Origin of the sequence: Spiroplasma sp. ChiS (assembly GCF_002968355.1) — a bacterium.
Lineage (GTDB): Bacteria > Bacillota_I > Bacilli_A > Mycoplasmatales > Mycoplasmataceae > Spiroplasma > Spiroplasma citri.
In genome coordinates this window covers 1-17,711 of sequence record NZ_PUUH01000003.1, presented here as the reverse complement: position 1 = coordinate 17,711, position 17,711 = coordinate 1, and the positions used below count along the sequence as shown (strand labels likewise).

At 26.6% G+C, this 17,711-nt stretch carries 15 protein-coding genes and 1 pseudogene; 11 read left to right on the top strand and 5 right to left on the bottom strand.

The window, feature by feature from the left end; translation table 4 throughout:
* Positions 1–17: 17 nt before the first annotated feature.
* The 4 genes from C6B38_RS00825 to C6B38_RS00810 are packed head-to-tail and all read left to right on the top strand — an operon-like array spanning position 18 to position 6,488.
* Positions 18–2,402, top strand: a complete 2,385-nt coding sequence (locus C6B38_RS00825) for a hypothetical protein (RefSeq protein ID WP_105298296.1) — start codon at positions 18–20, stop codon at positions 2,400–2,402.
* Entirely contained in the window at positions 2,402–3,499 is a 1,098-nt protein-coding gene (locus C6B38_RS00820) for a hypothetical protein (protein ID WP_105298295.1), read from the top strand. The genes C6B38_RS00825 and C6B38_RS00820 overlap by 1 nt, the downstream gene beginning before the upstream one ends.
* 58 nt (positions 3,500–3,557) lie before the next feature.
* Positions 3,558–5,378 (top strand): AAA family ATPase, encoded by a 1,821-nt coding sequence (locus C6B38_RS00815; protein WP_105298294.1) that lies wholly within the window; start codon positions 3,558–3,560, stop codon positions 5,376–5,378.
* 3 nt (positions 5,379–5,381) lie between these two features.
* Positions 5,382–6,488, top strand: coding sequence for a 4Fe-4S cluster-binding domain-containing protein (locus tag C6B38_RS00810; RefSeq protein WP_105298293.1), 1,107 nt, complete (start codon positions 5,382–5,384; stop codon positions 6,486–6,488).
* A gap of 29 nt (positions 6,489–6,517) precedes the next feature.
* Here the strand turns inward: C6B38_RS00810 and C6B38_RS00805 are convergent, their stop codons facing one another.
* The 3 genes from C6B38_RS00805 to C6B38_RS00795 all read right to left on the bottom strand — a co-directional run bounded on the left by C6B38_RS00805 (position 6,518) and on the right by C6B38_RS00795 (position 10,973).
* Positions 6,518–6,934 (bottom strand): HIT family protein, encoded by a 417-nt coding sequence (locus C6B38_RS00805; RefSeq protein WP_105298292.1) that lies wholly within the window; start codon positions 6,932–6,934, stop codon positions 6,518–6,520.
* 89 nt (positions 6,935–7,023) lie between these two features.
* Positions 7,024–8,724: a lipoprotein gene (locus tag C6B38_RS00800; RefSeq protein WP_105298291.1), complete on the bottom strand. Its 1,701-nt coding sequence runs from the start codon at positions 8,722–8,724 to the stop codon at positions 7,024–7,026.
* Complete coding sequence (locus C6B38_RS00795; protein ID WP_105298290.1) at positions 8,724–10,973, bottom strand: hypothetical protein; 2,250 nt, start codon at positions 10,971–10,973, stop codon at positions 8,724–8,726. Before C6B38_RS00795 ends, C6B38_RS00800 begins: the two co-directional genes overlap by 1 nt.
* 186 nt (positions 10,974–11,159) lie before the next feature.
* On the opposite strand from C6B38_RS00795, the gene sufC reads away from it, so the two are divergent.
* The 7 genes from sufC (at position 11,160) to C6B38_RS00760 (ending at position 17,096) form a co-directional block, all read left to right on the top strand.
* A complete protein-coding gene (gene sufC, locus C6B38_RS00790) occupies positions 11,160–11,975 on the top strand; it encodes a Fe-S cluster assembly ATPase SufC (RefSeq protein ID WP_105298289.1) in 816 nt (271 codons plus the stop codon).
* 2 nt (positions 11,976–11,977) lie between these two features.
* Entirely contained in the window at positions 11,978–12,808 is an 831-nt protein-coding gene (locus tag C6B38_RS00785) for a SufB/SufD family protein (RefSeq protein ID WP_105298288.1), read from the top strand.
* Positions 12,809–12,810: 2 nt separating this feature from the next.
* Positions 12,811–14,040, top strand: a complete 1,230-nt coding sequence (locus tag C6B38_RS00780; RefSeq protein ID WP_105298287.1) for an aminotransferase class V-fold PLP-dependent enzyme — start codon at positions 12,811–12,813, stop codon at positions 14,038–14,040.
* The gene (sufU, locus tag C6B38_RS00775) at positions 14,041–14,493 is read left to right on the top strand and encodes a Fe-S cluster assembly sulfur transfer protein SufU (protein WP_105298286.1); all 453 of its coding nucleotides are present in this window, start codon (positions 14,041–14,043) and stop codon (positions 14,491–14,493) included.
* 23 nt (positions 14,494–14,516) lie between these two features.
* Positions 14,517–15,929 carry a Fe-S cluster assembly protein SufB gene (gene sufB / locus C6B38_RS00770; protein WP_105298285.1) on the top strand — a complete coding sequence of 471 codons (1,413 nt, stop codon included), beginning with the start codon at positions 14,517–14,519 and terminating at the stop codon, positions 15,927–15,929.
* Complete coding sequence (locus C6B38_RS00765; RefSeq protein ID WP_105298284.1) at positions 15,929–16,480, top strand: 5-formyltetrahydrofolate cyclo-ligase; 552 nt, start codon at positions 15,929–15,931, stop codon at positions 16,478–16,480. Before sufB ends, C6B38_RS00765 begins: the two co-directional genes overlap by 1 nt.
* A 133-nt stretch (positions 16,481–16,613) precedes the next feature.
* Positions 16,614–17,096 carry an ABC transporter permease gene (locus C6B38_RS00760; RefSeq protein WP_233485457.1) on the top strand — a complete coding sequence of 161 codons (483 nt, stop codon included), beginning with the start codon at positions 16,614–16,616 and terminating at the stop codon, positions 17,094–17,096.
* 260 nt (positions 17,097–17,356) lie between these two features.
* On the opposite strand, the pseudogene C6B38_RS09500 reads toward C6B38_RS00760, so the two are convergent.
* A pseudogene (locus C6B38_RS09500) lies at positions 17,357–17,467 on the bottom strand (IS30 family transposase); the annotation flags it as partial.
* A gap of 42 nt (positions 17,468–17,509) precedes the next feature.
* Positions 17,510–17,711 (bottom strand): hypothetical protein (locus C6B38_RS09495; RefSeq protein WP_233485456.1); only part of this gene is annotated, 202 nt, incomplete at its 5' end.

Here is a 17,711-nt window from a genome sequence, read left to right as displayed (position 1 = left end):
GAATTAGAGGTAAAAACATGAAATTAGGAATGGTAAAAGTTTATAAAAACTGGAAAAAATTAAAAGCAATAGTTAGTTATCAAACGCCAAAAAAACTAGCTTTTTTTCAATATTTAATTTTAAATGCTGTTACTAATTACCCTAATAAAGAAAAATCATTAGCTGATATTTTACATAATGAATTACAAATTTTTAATTTTAAAATTTATGCAGAATGTTTAAAGGACTTAATTGAAAAAGAAAATATTATTGAAATTAATAAGCAAACATCATTAAATTATTTAGCAAATAGTTCTGCTGAACAAGATTGAATTGATCGGCCAATTGGCATTTTTTACATTTCAAAAGAAGTCTTAATGGCATTAGAACAGGGTTACTTATTAAGTAAAAATAGTAATCGTGAAGCAGTTATTAATTTTGATTTTAATATTTTTTCGGGTGAAAAATACATAAATAACGAACAATTATCTTTATTAGAAAAAAATAACAACGATTTAATTATTATCCCAGAACAAGAGCCAATTATTACTGGTGAAGATTTATTTCATTTGTTAGAAAAGTATAAGCTAAATATTAATAAAAATAATATTTTTAATGATGATACAACATTTACTTTAATTCGCACTAAAAAACAAGAAATCTACTATAATAGTAATCAAAAAAGTAATCAAATTAACAATTTATTAATTGATGTTTATGAAGAAAAAGWAGTTATACTATCCTTAACTACTTTTAAAGATATTAAAATTCAAATTGGTAATGACCAACAATTGCAACAAATTATTGAGGATAATGTTAATTTAAAAACAAAAATTGTTGATTATTTTTTAACTGAGATGACCAAAACTTTAACAGATAATTTTAATTTAAATCTTCAAAAAGTAGCAACAAATATATTAGAAAGTGATTATCAGCAAGATCCGCGTTATATTACTTCTAGGCTAGTAAATCCAAAAATTGTAATTATTAATGCAGCAAGTGTTAAACCAAAGGCAGTCTTAGCTAATAAATATTATTATGATAATAATATTAGTTGTATTATTTTTGTTAATGCTGAGCAGGCAACTACAATGCCTAATTTAAATGGTCCAATGCCAATTTTTTATTTAACTACTGAGGTTTTATCAATTAATGATAATTTTTTAGTTTTATTCATTAATGATAAAAATGACACGGAGCTTTATGTATTACAACCAACAGAACTTATTATGCTAGATCGTAATATTATAACAGCACAAAAATTTCTTCCGAAATATAGTCAGATGTTATTTAAAAAAATTTTAGATGGATTAAAAAGTTTAATAAATAATGAACAAGCAAATATTTATGAAATAATTCATAATAATCAAATTGAAAATCTTTTTATTTATTGCTATTTAATTGATATTTTAAATAATAGTGAAGAAGCTTTTGATAATATATTAAAAAGTATGTCCATAAGTGATTTTCATAATAAAGTTAATGTTTTATATCAATCTGAACAAATTTTAAGTAATTTAAACTTAAAACCAAATTATTTTAATAAAATGCATAAAACTTTAATTATGTTAATGAAACAACAATCAAAATTGCAAAAAAATATTATCAAAGCTTATCAAGTATTAACTAATAATAATTTATTATCAAATAAAGAAGTTTTAAATATGTTACAAGAACTTGATGACAAAAATGATGTTTCTTTAAACCAATTATTAACATTGACTAATATTGCAAATTCATCAATTATTGAAAAAATTTGAAATCAAAATCTGTTTGCAATTTTAGATAAATTTCTTTTTGCAATTAATAATAATGATTTACACCGTGAATTATTTGAAGCAGTAACAACAGCAACATTGGGGAAAAGTAACACTTTATTAATTAATTTGTATAGTTATGCTGAAGAATATATTAAATATTGTAAAGAAATGAAAAAGCGAGAAACAAGTGGTTTACAACGACATTGGCAAGAAATATGAGATAAAGTTGAGGTTATTATAGAACGTTGCAAAAATATTAACAATAGTAATGAATTAATAATCCAATTACTTTATTCTTTATCACAATTAGAAATAAAATATAAGGCAATTAAATTTAAAAATATGTTTAATTCCGAAAGCAAATTTCAAGAATATCTCAATTTATGTTCTTTTGATAAAGCAGCATTATATTTAATAAATTTAATGGAAGAAAAAATTACTCCGCTTTTAAAAACAAAACATCAATTTATACAACATATTAACGAAAAATTATTTGTTTTAAAAGATGTTTTTGATAAAAATAAATATAAACAAATTATGAAACTTTATCAAGAATTAACATTATATTTATATTGTGAAAAAGCACGAAATGAACACAATGATAATAAAAATCGCGATGCTTTAAAAAAATTAAAACTTGAATTAGAAGAGGTGTTAATATAATGAGTATGAGTGTTGAACAAGTAATGTATAATTACCAAAAAAAGATTGAGCGATTAAATTTAAATATTAATTTTGTTAAAAATAATTTAAAATTATTACTACAACAATTACAAGGAATTGATGCTAGTGGATTAAATTGTCAACAAATTGAACAATATTTAGTTGAGTTAGATCAAATTTTAGTTAATTTAGAAAATAATCCGTTGGTGAAAGAATTTACTAAAGTTGAACATGTTGAATTAGAATTAGCAAAGAGGGTTAATTTTTTCTTAGAACAAAAAAGCCTTCGTTTAGCAGAAATTCAACAAAAAATTGCAGTCTTGAAAATAAAAGTAATTGAAGATGAAACAAAACAACGGTTAGTTAATTTAAAAAACCGGATTAATTTAAATTATCAACAATTAGAACATGAATTAATAGCAATGTTTGATGATAATGAATCAAAAGCTTTTATTATGAATTTTTTTAAAACAAATAAGAATCACTTCAGTAATTTAAAACCAGAGACTATTTCTGAACTTGTTCAAACAGAAGTTAAAAATTATCATACTTCACCTGATTTTTTGAAAAAACAATATCTTAGTAGTTTTAAAAAACAAATTAGTGATGATAAATTTGTTAATACAGAATTAACTCCAGCATTAGAAGAATTTGGTCAAATTTTGACAACTGATATCACTGTTTTAAATGAAAAAGCTTTAGCATTACAAAATAAAATTATTAATAAACAATTAGATGAATCAGCGCGGAAACATGCTATTACATCAATTTTACAAGCGATTCAAAAACGTGGTTTTATTGTTGATAGTAATGATATTCGTATTACGAAAGAAAATGAAGATAGTTTAGTTATTGTTTATGCAAAGAAAGTAACAGGAGAAGAAGCAATTTTTAAAGTATATTTAGATGGGCGATTTACATATAAATTTGAAGGTTATGAAGGTCATGCGCATGATACTGATGAACAACCGTTTATTAATGATTTATCAATGTATGATGTTTCTTTATCAAAAGAAATGAAAAAATCTTATTTAAATCCTAATAAAATTATGAATCAGGCAAAGGCTCAAATTGATAGTAAATCAAAAAAGAAATAATTAACATTTTTGGGTTAAAAAACATTATAATTAAAGAAATAGTTAGAGGTGGCTATAAATGAGTGTAAAAAGTAATTTAGATAAGTTAAAAAACCAAATTGGAATTAAACGATGTGTTATTCTTGAAGGCAATGTTAATGATATTTATCAAGCAAATAATGGCTATGTTGGTTTAAAAGACCGATTATTTGGGTTATTAAGAGAAAAGGGTTTTAATGATATTTTTATGTGAGACCGGATTGATGGTTTAAGCGGAGGAAATCTGAAAAATTTAACATTAACAGCAAAAACACAACAGAAAAGTAAAGAAGGGGAAGCATATGATTTTGGCCAAGAAGTAATTAAAAATGCAAATGAACAAAAAAGTGGTCCAACGGGGCAGTTTCCAACATTAGCAGAATTTTTTGCTATTGTTCGTCGTAATATGTTAGTTGCAAGTTCTAAAAAAGTTGCTTTTATTGCTGATTTTTCTGATTATTTATTTTCTAATGAACAAACTTTGAGCGAAGAAGAACGTGTTAATTTAATTTCATTAAGTAAAGCTTTTCGAGATAAAAAATTTGATCAATCAGAAATAATTGATTTTGATACAGCTATTATTTTTATTACTAATAGTGTTGGAAAATTGCCAACATCATTTTATTTGCATAATCCAGATGTAATAACAATTACTTTAACAAAACCAAATCGTGAAGAACGAGAAAAGTTTATTTTAACTAATAAGAATTTTTTTAAAATTACCGAAGATTTAAATACTGATATTTTAAAATTACAAGATATTTATGATACGATGGAAGGATGAACTTTGAAAGAAGTTTATCAATTAATTAAATTCTCAAATAATATTTCAGAACGGTTACCATTTGAAAAGTTACTAAATTCTTATCAATATGGGGATAAAGTTTCACCATGAGAAGAAATGAATTATGAAAAATTAGCAACTATTGAAAAAGAATTAAAAAAACGAGTTATTGGTCAAGATCATGCCATTGAAAAAGTAAAAAATGTTGTTTATAAAGCTTTTACTGGATTATCAGGTGTGCAATATTCATCAAAGCGAACAAAGCCAAAAGGTACGTTGTTTTTTGTTGGGCCAACTGGAGTAGGAAAAACCGAATTAGCAAAAGCATTGGCCAAATTTTTATTTGGTGATGAAAAAAATTGTATTCGGTTTGATATGTCAGAATATAACCAAGAAGCAAGCGATCAAAAATTAATTGGTGCACCGCCAGGCTATGTTGGATATGAAGAAGGTGGACAATTAACAAATGCAATTAAAGAAAAACCGTTTAGTGTTCTCTTATTTGATGAAATTGAAAAATCTCATCCACGAATTTTAGATAAATTTTTACAAATTTTAGAAGATGGTCGTTTAACTGACAACAAAGGTCAAACTGTTGCTTTTTCTGATTCGTTTATTATTTTTACTTCAAATATTGGTGCAAGTGAAGTTGATGATAATTTATCATTTTTAGAAGTTGAAAAGCAATTTATTCAAAAAGTATCGGATCATTTTCGAACTGAATTAAAACGACCAGAATTATTAGGGCGAATTGGAAACAATATTATTCCATTTAATTTTATTAAGGATATTAATTTCAAAGCAAAATTAATTATGCAAAAATTACAGCCAATTCAAACAGCTGTTTGAGAAAAATATAAGATTAAATTAGAATTTATTGATTTACCACAAATTTTACCAATTATTATTCAGGATGCTGATGATAAAAAAGGCGGTCGTGATTTATTAAATAGTATTGAAAAGCATGTTGTTGATGGATTGAGTTCTTTTATTTTTGCAAATCAAACTAAATTTAAAGCTGGAGAAACAATATTGGCGCAAGTAAATGGTCATCAAATTGAATATTGTTTTAAATAAAAAATGAGTAATTTAATTAATTTTAATCGGTTTGTTTCTTTTACAACGATTGAAGGACCAGGCAAACGATTCGCATTATGAATGCAAGGATGTATTATTAATTGCAAAGGATGTAGTAATCAGGAAATGATTCCCCTCATTAATCGGAATATAATGGAAGTGAATGCCCTTTTTCAGGCAATTATAGATGCCAAAGAGCGGTTTCAAATTGAAGGGATTACTATTTTAGGGGGAGAACCATTTATTCAGCCACGAGCACTATTAAAACTAGTCACTTTATGTCAAGCAAATAATTTAACAGTAATTGTTTTTTCTGGTTTTTTATATGAACTATTGCAAGAAAAGCATCCAGCAATTTTAGATAAAATTGATATTTTAATTGATGGACCATTTATTATTGAAAAATTAGATAAAAAACGACGATTAATTGGTTCTACAAACCAACGTGTGATTAAACTAAGCGATGTTTATCAAAATAATGATTATTTTGAACAAAATATTATTGAAGCAGAATTTACTGTAACTAAAAATAATAGTATGATTATTAACGGAGATGGAGCTCATCTCATTGATAATGAAGAAAAAATTAAAAAAGAGGAGGCCATAAAAATGGGAGCATTTAAATTAAATGGGGATGTATTTTCGCATTTGCCCCAAGATATTATTAAAGTTGGCGATAAATTAGATTTTAAAGGAACTAATGCTGATATGACTGATTTTCATCTTAGTGATATTAAAACACAATATAAAGTTATATCAGTAATTCCAAGCATTGATACAAGTGTTTGTTATACGCAAACTGTTAAATTTAACAAAAATATGAAAGATTATCTTAATGCACGATTAATTACAGTTTCACGTGATTTACCATTTGCACAAGAAAGATGTTGTGAATCTTTTAGAGATGAAGCACATTTTTTAGTGTCAGATTATAATTATCGTGATTTTGGTACAAAGACAGGATTAGTTTTTACTGCTTTGCAAATTTTGCCACGTGCAGTTCTTATTTTAAACCAAGATAATATTGTAGAATATCTTGAGATTGTTAATCCAGTTGGAAATGAACCAAATTATCAAGCGATTTATGATTTTTTAGATAGTAGAAAATAAAAAAAGTATTTATAAACAAAATACTTTTTTTATTTTAAGGTTAATATTTGTTGAATTTCTGCTAAATCACGTAATTTTTCTTTATCAACATTAATCTTAAAGTTATAGCCTTCATCTTTTTGATATTTTGGAATAATATGAAGATGATAATGAAAAACTTTTTGAAAAGCTTCACTTTTTTCATTGCTAACATAATTAATTCCGACAGGGCTTAATGCTGGATACATTTTTTGTGCAATTATTTTTCCAACTTTAGCAACTTCTGCTAAATATTCATCATCAGTAACACTATAATATTCAAAATGTTTTTTTGGAATAACCAAGGTATGACCATCACTGTTAGGGAAGGCATCTAAAAAAGCATAAACTAAGTTATTTTCATAAATTTTTTTACTTGGTATATTCTGTGCAATAATTTTACAAAAAATGCAATTGTTTTCGTTCATATTAATTTCAGCTCCTTATATAATTAATTATAACAAATAACTACTATGGTTTATTAATTAAACCATTTTTAAGATAAAAAAGAAGATTTTTAATCTTCTTTAATAATATATGATCCAATTGCATCATATAAAGTTTGTGAATAAACATTTTCTGGATTATTAGCAAAGACTAAAGAATATAATCTTGTTTTTGCTGCTGTTTGTAAATTTTGTTGTTTTGCAAAAGTATATTCAATTCATTTTAGGATTTGACCTTTAATGTTTTTTGTAATATCAACTGGTGTTCCATTATCATTATAAAGAGGTTGACCATTTTCATCGTATGTTCCTAAATAACCTTTTTTATTATATAATCATGATAATGAACGCTTAATTCCACCTTGCTGTGCTAATCAGGCTTGATCTAAATCAGTTGGTGTTCCTCCTGACCCATATCAAGTTAATGATAATTCTTTATTATTTTTATTATCATTTTTATAATTAATGTTCATATTTTTCATTAAATCAACGGCATAAATTGGTAATGTTAAGACAAATGACCCATATCTTTTATTGGTGTCTAAGAATTGATAACTTGAAGGGTCTGTTCCTTCACCTGATTTTATAATACCTGGTGTTGCTGTGTCAATAACTTTTTGTTTATATGCATCAGCATTGTTTAAAGTTGTAAAAATATCATTTGGGTTTTTATTTTTATCAATTCCAACAAATCCTTTAAAACCACTAATTCCAAAGATTGGGTCAATTCCGTCTTTAATCATATTATTAAAGATATTATCTTTTTTCGCATTAAACATATTTTTAAGTATTTGCATTAAAATGTTTTGATTATTAGTTAAATCAGAATTTAATTTTTCAACATTTGCTAATGGTCCTTTATCCGCAAATAATTTGTCTAATCCTTCCTTATCTAGTTTTAATTCTCAAACCATTTTAATATATGATTTTCATCGTGCTCCACTAATTGTATCTCATGATTGAAGGGCATTAAATAGTGCACTATTTCGATTTAAATAAATTGAACTATTATCGCCACTACCATAGCGCTTAATCTCATTTTGATGTAAGTATGTTGCAGTAATAATTTTATCAATCACTGCTGGTACTTCAACATGCGTATAATAATCTTTAAAGCGAGTTTTTAATGCAGCTTTTTTATCATCTTCTGACATTGCATTAAAGTCCGTATAATTAGCTCCAGCACTTTTACTTTTAATTTCGAAATTAGCTTCCTCTTGCTCTTTTCTTGATTGCATATAATTTGGTTTACCTGTTCCTTTTCAGAAATATGATTGACTACCACCAACATACCAACCTTCTGATTGATAATCAGGTGCATATCCTTGTCCTGCAATTGTTGTTTCTAATGGTGTTGAATTAGAAATTCCAGTAGAATATTTTGTACTTAAATTATCAAGTGCAACTTGTTCAACAAAATTAATAAATTGTTTTATTAATAATGAATCAGGTTGGTTAACATCAATTATTACTCCAGTATATCGTGCTCTTGTTGCTTCTTCTGATGCATAGAAAAACTTTGAAATATTAGTATCCAATAATCTTGTAGTCATTTCTTTTAGTGTTGCTTTAGTGAAAATGTCATTAAATGAATATTTGACAACATTTGATTCATTTTCTGAATTAATTTGAGCAATAATTCAACGTTTAACTTCATCAGCAATAGCAGGATCAGTAAATCTTTCAAAATCTTTTTTTGCACAGGCATAAAGACTTGTGCCAGTCGAAGAAAGAATAGACATTGCCCCTAAAATACTTATTATTTTTTTCATTATCATTTACCTCCTGATTTATAATAATATTTTGTTGGATTTGTTGTTACAGGAGGAAATTGATGTACTCAGAATGGAGTTTTTATTGAAATAATTGATTCTGCGTAATTTAGACCAATTTCTTCATGCCATATTTTTGCGGTACTAATTTTTTCAACAATAGTTTTTGGGTCAATTTTAGCCGCTGGCCCTCCCATTTTATACTTTTCAATTGTTTTATTTTCTGTTTCAAAACTACTGTATAAACGTTGGACAGCGCCTCCTGCTAAATTAGTTGACATTGCATTAATAATTGAAATAAATCAATCATGATTTGTGGCGTGTCCTTCTAAATCTTTAAAAGTAAGAAATTTTTTTAATCATTCTTGAGGTCCGGCACCATTTGTTAAGATTTTATTATTAAAATTACTGAAAAAGTCATAAATTCAGAATCATCATGTTTTATCATCAGCTGAGCCAGAACTTGAACTTAATGTAGCATATTTTTTAACTTCATTTAAAACATTAAATTTTATTTTACTGTTATTACTACTATTTACTAAACTACGATTTACTAAATATCATAAGTATTGAGCATTACTAAATTGTGTATTCATCTTTTGTTTTGATTTGTCAACTGTCATGATCTCTGATTTATCTTCCAATGAACTATAAAAATTACTTGAATAATTTAAACTTTTAAATTGTCAATTAGTATCATAACTATTGTATGATGATGGGTCAGCATCCTGTAAATATTCGTGGCCATCAATATGGACTAAATTTAAACCATTTGTATCAAAGAAACTAATAACAATATCATTAGTAGTACCAATTTTTCAGTTAGCACTAATTGGATCGGTTGGATTTTTACGACTAATTTTATTTACGACATCATTTATATCAGTAGGTGCAGCTTCACCAGGTGCATTAATGCTATTATAAACACTTGATTTTAAAATATTTGATTTAACAGAATCAGCTTGTGTATTTAAAGTTAATAAATCTGTTGATGGAGTAACTGTGCCTTCACTGTTAGTAGTAAATTCTTCTCAATTTTTAGCTGAGGCTAAAGTTCCTAAATCTTTTTTAATTTGTGTCTTTGTTGTTTCATCAAAAGTATCTGCTGTGAAACCAGTATCAGTTGGTGTTGCTCCTGATTTAAAGGCATAAGTTATTGTTGAAATTGCTAAAGGTTTTTCATTTTGGAATCATTTTTCAATCATATATTTTTGAAATAATGATAGTTGCCCAACATCATATGTTTCACTTAATTGAGGTGTACCAACTGGTGTCTTAGATGGATTTTCAAAAATAGGTGTTGCAACTGGTGGATGATTATTACTCATATATTTATTAATGTCATAATTAAAAGTTTTTAAATCTGTTGCGATTGTCGTAATATGAGTATTAATTTCCTCAATTGTTAAGCTTGATAAATTATCAATAAATTGTTTATTATTTTGATCTCAACTAAAAGCTAGTGCTAATTGAGTACGTAAATTTTGATTGTTAATATTTCAATCTTCTGCTTTATTTCCGTTTTTAAGGAAACTAGCAAAATTTTCTAAAATCTTAACTGCACTTTCAGTATTATTTTGTCTATACACACGCATATTATTATTTAATAAAACATTAGTTAACATTTGTGATGCACTAATTCCACCATCAGCACCAGTTGTCATAATAGCAGCTTTATAATTTTGTTCTTCAATTTCATATTTTTTGCTGCCACTTGCACCATTGATATCTTTATAGTTTGCATCTAAAAAATCATGATATTTTTTTTCTCAATTTTTTTTATCACTATCTTTAAAACTTTGTTTCTTTTTCTCAACAGTATTATCTGTGTTTGTGACTAATAATTGTCATTGTTTTTTTAAAATGTCTTTTAAATTTTTATAATCGGCAATATCACCAATTGTAGTTTTATCTGTTCCAAAAAATTTATAAGGGTTCGCTAAAATTGCAACGCTTAAAATTTGCATTAATTGAACTGACATCTTAATTCTTGTTGCGCCATCTCATTGGGTTGGATCATTTGTTCATTTTCCATTTCCGGCATTTACAAATGGATTTTCTAAGACACTTCAAATGTCAGGAGAAGTGATTTTTTTCCCACCAAAAATTCCTGGAATTCATGCTCAGATGCTGTCACCATTTTCATCTTTATGTTGATTATTTTTTTCTTTAGTACTACAAGCCGCCGTTCCAAATGCGGTTGCGCCCACTAATATCATACTGCTCAGTGATGATAAAAGTTTTTTCATTTTAGTTCATCCTTCCTTTTGACTTTTATTTTTGTACTTTTTGTTAAAAAATACTAACTACATTCTATTAAAAAAATATAATAAAGTCTACTTTTATTGTACAATAAAAGTAGACTTTATTATTAAAAAATAAAGATAATTTTACTTCTGGATTAGTATAATACATATTTCAAAGGAGGGGTCAAAGTGAAAAAAATTGAAATTAAAGATCTATTTGTTTCTGCCGATAATGACATTATTTTAAATGGTTTAAATTTAACTGTTAATATTAATGAAATTCATGCTTTAATGGGACCTAATGGAAATGGAAAATCAACTTTATTATCAACAATTATGGGACATCCTAGTTATACCCTTGAAAGTGGGGATATTTTAATTAATGGTCAAAGCATTTTAGACAAAACAGTTGATGAACGAAGTAAAATGGGAATTTTTTTTGCAATGCAATCACCAGTTGAAATTTCTGGAGTTTTAAATTTAGATTTTTTAAAAGCAATTATTAACTCTCACCGTGATTCACCAATCAAATTACCAGAATTATATCAGGATATTAATCGCAATATTAAGAACTTAAAAATTGATGATAGTATGATTCGCCGTTATTTAAATACTGGTTTTTCGGGGGGCGAAAAGAAAAAAAATGAGATTTTACAATTAAATTTATTAAAACCATCTTTAGCTTTAATTGATGAAATTGATTCAGGCTTAGATGTTGATGCTTTAAATGTTGTTAGTACTGAATTAAATAAAATGCGAAATAAAAATTTTGCTGCAATTATTGTGTCACATTATGATCGCTTTTTTAATTTAGTGCAACCAACGCATGCTCATGTTATTGTTAAGGGTAAAATTGTTAAAAGTGGAGATTATAATTTAGTTAAAAAAATTAATGAAGAAGGATACGAATGATTATTACAAGAATTAGATTTAACAGTAGAAAATAAACAAAGTGGTATCAAACCTTTAGCGGGAATTGGGTGCGCTGCACAAAAAGGGAAGTAAAAATGCAAGTTTGAATGAAAGAACGAGAACTTATTGGTGATAATTTTACTATTGATGCAACAACACCCGAATTAACCTTTACGAATAATAAAGTTGGTGAAGTTATTAATATTAATTTTACTACTAATCTTGTTAATAAAACTTTTTTGTTTTTTTTAAATTTAACTTCAGAAGTAACAATTAACTATAATATTCCGGCTAATAGTCAAATTAATATTATTAATATTTACAAAAATCGTGAATGTGAACAAATAGCTAATCTTTTTTATAACTTATTAGAAAAAGCGCAAGTTAATACTTATCACTTAAATATTGTTAATAGTAGTATTAGCGAAAATGTTACCTTCAATTTGCAGGGTAAACGTAGTGCTATTAAATATTATTTGGCAAGTTTATCAACGCATGATTATCATAAAAATGCAATTATTTATGCTCATCATTTAGCCCCAACAACGGAAAGCAAAATTAAAACTTACTCAATTGCAAAAGATAATTCATTACAAACTGTTAAGTGTACTAGTCATATTGAAAAAACAATGAGTAAATCAGAAGCACATCAAGAATTACGATTACTAGTTTTTGATAAAACTTCAAAAGCAATTTCTAATCCGATTTTGTTAATTGATGAAAATGATATTAAAGCAAGTCATGCTAATGCGGTTGGGATGCTTGACCCAGAGCAAATCTTTTATTTACGAACAAGAGGCTTGACAATAACTCAGGCTCGAAAATTAATTTGTATGGGTTATTTTAAAAATGTAATTGATGCAATTGAGGATGAAGAATTACAAAAAAATATTATTGATGAAATCGATAAAGAAATTGGAGAATAACGATGATTGATTATAGAGAAATTAAAAAACAATTTCCTTTTTTTAAAAATAATTCTGAGCAAATTTATTTTGATAGTGCTGCTACTACTTTGAAACCACAATTTGTTATTAATGCTATTAATGATTACTATACGAACTATGGAACTAATCCGCATAATACTGATAGTGATTTAGGATATAAAACAAATATTCAATATGAACTTGTTCGTCAGAAACTTCAGCATTTTATTAATGCCAAAAAAAAATCGGAGATTATTTTTGTTCCCGGAGCAACATATGGATTAAACCAAATTGCATATGGTTTAAGTTCAAAGATTACGACAGGTGATGAAATCCTAATTACAAAACAAGAACATGGCGCAAATATTTTACCGTGATATCGATTGGCACAAGAAAAAAAAGCAATTGTTAAGTTTTTACCAGAAATAAATTTTCAAATTGATTTAAAACAATTAGCAACATTCATTACTGCTAAAACAAAGATTGTTTCTTTTGCTAATGTGCCAAATATTTTAGGATATGAAAATGATCCAACGTCAATTGTTGCAATGATTAAAAAAATTAATCCAACAATAATTGTTGTAATTGATTGTGCACAAGGTGTTATTCATATGCCAACTGATGTTCAAAAGTGAAATGCTGATTTTATTACTTTTTCAGCACATAAAATTTTTGGCCCAACTGGAATTGGGATTTTATGAGGAAAAGAAGAATTATTATTACAATTACAACCTTTAATTGTTGGTGGCGGTATGAATGCTCAAATTGATAGTAATAGTTTAGATTATAGTTTAAAAAAATTACCAGACCGACTGGAAGCAGGTTCAGCTAATATTGCTGATATTTTTGGCTTTGGAGCAGCAATTGATTTTGTTAATAGTCTTACTTTAACAGAAATTATTAAATATAATCATCAGTTAAAACAATATGCAATTCAACAGTTTCATAAAAAATTAAAAGATAAAGCAATAATTTATAATGCTGATAGCAAAGGACCAACATTAGTTTTTAACATTAAAAATGTTTTCTGCCAGGATGTTACAATGCATTTAGGAAGTCGGAATAATATTACTGTTCGTAGTGGTGATCATTGTGCCCGGTTAATTGGTACTGTTATTCCAGAGAAAAATACAATTAGAGTTAGTTTTTCAATTTACAATAGTTATGAAGATATTGATTTGTTGGTCTCGGCACTTGCAAATGAAAAAGATTTTTTAGGAAGGTTGGTTTAAATGGAATTTAATAAAAATGATCCAATGTTTTTACGACAAATTATTATGGACCATTATTCAGAACCACAATACAAAGGATTAACAAAAAAACCAACAGTTTATTCAATCCATCAAGCTTCTGAATCTTGTATTGATGATATTTATTTAGAATTAATGATTGAAAGAAATAAAATTATAAGTGCTCGGTTTGATGGCGTTGGTTGTGCAATTTCAACAGCATCAAGTGATATTATGGCACAAGAACTGGAAGGAAAAGCAATTAAGGATGGTTTAGCAATTATTGAAAATTATTTAGCGATGGTTTTTGACCAGCCATATGATGAAAACAAGTTAAATGATTTAATTGCTTTTATTAATATTGCAAAACAACCTAATCGAATTAAATGTGCGACAATTGGTGTTACTGGTTTTCAAACATTATTATTAGATTTATTAAAAGTAAATGATAATTAATGCCAAAGGAGGGGGATTCTTTAATGCCAAAATTAAAGCAAGAAAAAGAAATTAAAGAAATTTCTAGTTATAAATATGGTTTTAATGATGGAGATATTTCCTACTATAATACTGGGAAAGGCCTTAATGAAACAATTATTAATGAAATTTCAGATCATAAAAATGAACCAGATTGAATGCGAGAATATCGGATACAGTCATATTTTAATTTTTTAAAAATAAAAAACCCAAGTTGAGGACCAAATCTAGAGTTTATGGATTTTGATGAATATATTTATTATATTAAACCAACAGAACATATTGCAACAAAATGAGATGAGGTTCCTGAAAAAATTAAAAAAACTTTTGACCGGTTAGGTTTACCAGAAGGAGAACGTGAATATTTAGCTGGAATTAAGGCTCAATATGATAGTGAACCAGTTTATGGTAGTATGCTAAAAGAAGTTGAAGAAAAAGGAATTATTTTTTTAGATTGTGATACGGCATTACGTGAGCATCCGGAGTTATTTAAAAAATATTTTGGTACATTAGTACCAAATACAGATAATAAATATGCTGCTTTAAATGGTGCTGTTTGATCAGGCGGGTCATTTATTTATGTTCCAAAAGGAGTTAAATTAGAAAAACCATTGCAAGCTTATTTCCGGATTAATTATCAGAATAGTGGCCAGTTTGAACGTACATTAATTATTGTTGATGATGATGCAGAATTACATTATATTGAAGGATGTACAGCACCAATTTATGCTCGTGATTCTTTGCATGCTGCTATTGTTGAAATTTTTGTGGGAAAAAATGCAAAAATGCGTTATACAACTGTTCAAAACTGGAGTGATAATGTTTTAAATTTAGTAACAAAGCGTAGCATTGTTGATGAAAACGGTCAAATGGAATGAATTGATGGCAATATTGGCTCAAAAATTAATATGAAGTATCCAAGTGTTATTTTAAAAGGAAATAATAGTAAAGGGCAATGTATTTCAATTGCGGTAGCAAAAGAAAATGTTATTCAAGATGCTGGTTCAAAAATGATTCATTTGGGAAAAAATACTTCTTCTAAAATTATTTCTAAATCAATGACTTTTAACGGAGGAACAGCAAACTATCGTGGATTAGTTCATATTGGACCAAAGGCACAGTATTCAAAAGCCAGGGTTGAATGTGATACTCTAATTTTAGATGGAAAATCACATTCTGATACAATTCCCCAGAATAAAGTTTATAATAATGAATCACAAATTGAACATGAAGCAACAGTAAGTAAAGTTTCTGAAGAACAATTGTTTTATTTACAAAGTCGTGGCTTATCAGAACAAGAAGCTTTGGAAATGATTATTATGGGATTTTTAGAACCATTTACAAGAGAATTACCAATGGAATATGCAGTTGAATTAAATCAGTTAATTAAAATGGATATGGAAGGTAGTGTTGGTTAGTGATAACTCGTGGTAAACAAGAAATTCGACAAGAAAAATTATTTGCAAGAAGTAAGATTTCATCTGAGTTACGACAGCAAAAAGAAACTAAGATTTTTGATACTTTTTTTCAACATCCAGGTGTGCAAAATAGTAAAACGATTGCTCTTTATTATTCAATTAAAAATGAAGTTAATACTCTTCTTATTATTAAGCAATTATTCGCGTTAAAAGTTAATGTTTTATTGCCACGAATTGATGGGAATAATTTAAAATTTTATCATATTACCAATTTAACAACTGATTTAGAATTTAATTTACGCTTTAACCTTTATGAACCATTAAATTCATTGCCAATAATTAATGCAGAAAAAATTGATGTTCTTGTTGTTCCAATTGTTGCTTTTGATCAAAATAATTTTCGGTTAGGATATGGGAAAGGTTATTATGATCGGTTTTTAAAAAATTATCATCATCTTGTTATTGGGTTAGCATTTATTGAACAATTAGTGCCGACCCCATTATCGGTTGAAGAACACGATGTTAAAATAGAAATTATTATTAGTGCTTAAAAATTAAGGAGCAAGGATGAACTTACCATTATTACGTGTTGTTAGCAAATATTATTTTACATCATAACATATTTATTTAGTAACATTATTTTTACCAATTATTTTATATTTTATTAGCATTCGTGTTACTAATATGTTTAATAGTAATGCTAGTTATTTATCATTGCCAGGGTCAATTTTATTAGTGGGGGTTCTTAACGGTATTATTGACTTAGCAATTGCTTTTTATGAATTTCGAAAAACTACTTTTGCACGGCAATTGTATTTGTTAAAAGCTTCAATTTATCAATTAATTTTAGTTTTAATTATAATTAGTTTAATTACTAATTTAATTGGTTCAATTTGATTATTTTTAATTGCTTTTTTTAGTTATGGTGAAGGAATTCATATTGAATGAATTAATTGACTTGCTTTATTTTGAGCAATTATATTAGCCTCATTTTTATCATCTTTAATTGGTATTTTAATTGTGCTTTGTTCAAATGACTTGAAGATTATTTTAGTAATAGCAATTTTATTTTTTTTACTATTTGCTTTTTTATCTGGATTATTTTTTCCAATTGGTGTTGTTCGTAGTGACAAATTTTTAAATATTATTAGTTATTTGTTACCCTAAGTTATTTATCGTCAATTATAGGAAGCGCTTGTTTTTGAAATGTTCCAGCATGAATTTTAGACTCTAATTTATATCCTAATCTAACATATGGAATCCTGTAAATGCAAGCAGTAATTTTTGCTTCTTGTTAATTTGATGATAACATCATTTTTAACAAATGCAACTTTAAAAAAAATAAAATATTTTATAAATATAACTTAATTTAAGCATATTTAATCATACTAAAAAAGCATTTATTAAATTTTAATTAATAAATTTCTTTAAATATTCTGTAAAAAAATTTCTTTTGCACTTATTCAATTTAAACACGGTCGGAGTTTATCATTTATAACATTAACTGCTCAATCTATTCTTTTCTGATTAACATTATTTCTTCTTCTGTGTAAACTTTGCCATCTTCATCTTTTCACATATTATTTATTCTCCTTTAATATAAGCTCCAAGAATTCCAGTTCCTTTTTTAATTTTTCTATGTAATTATTTATTGATACAGTGTTATCTTTTTTATCTATTGTGATTAAGTATTCCATTTCTTTATTAAAAATATTAATTTCATCATATCCGGCAATTTTATAACAAAATATTAATTTCATCATATCCGGCAATTTTATAACA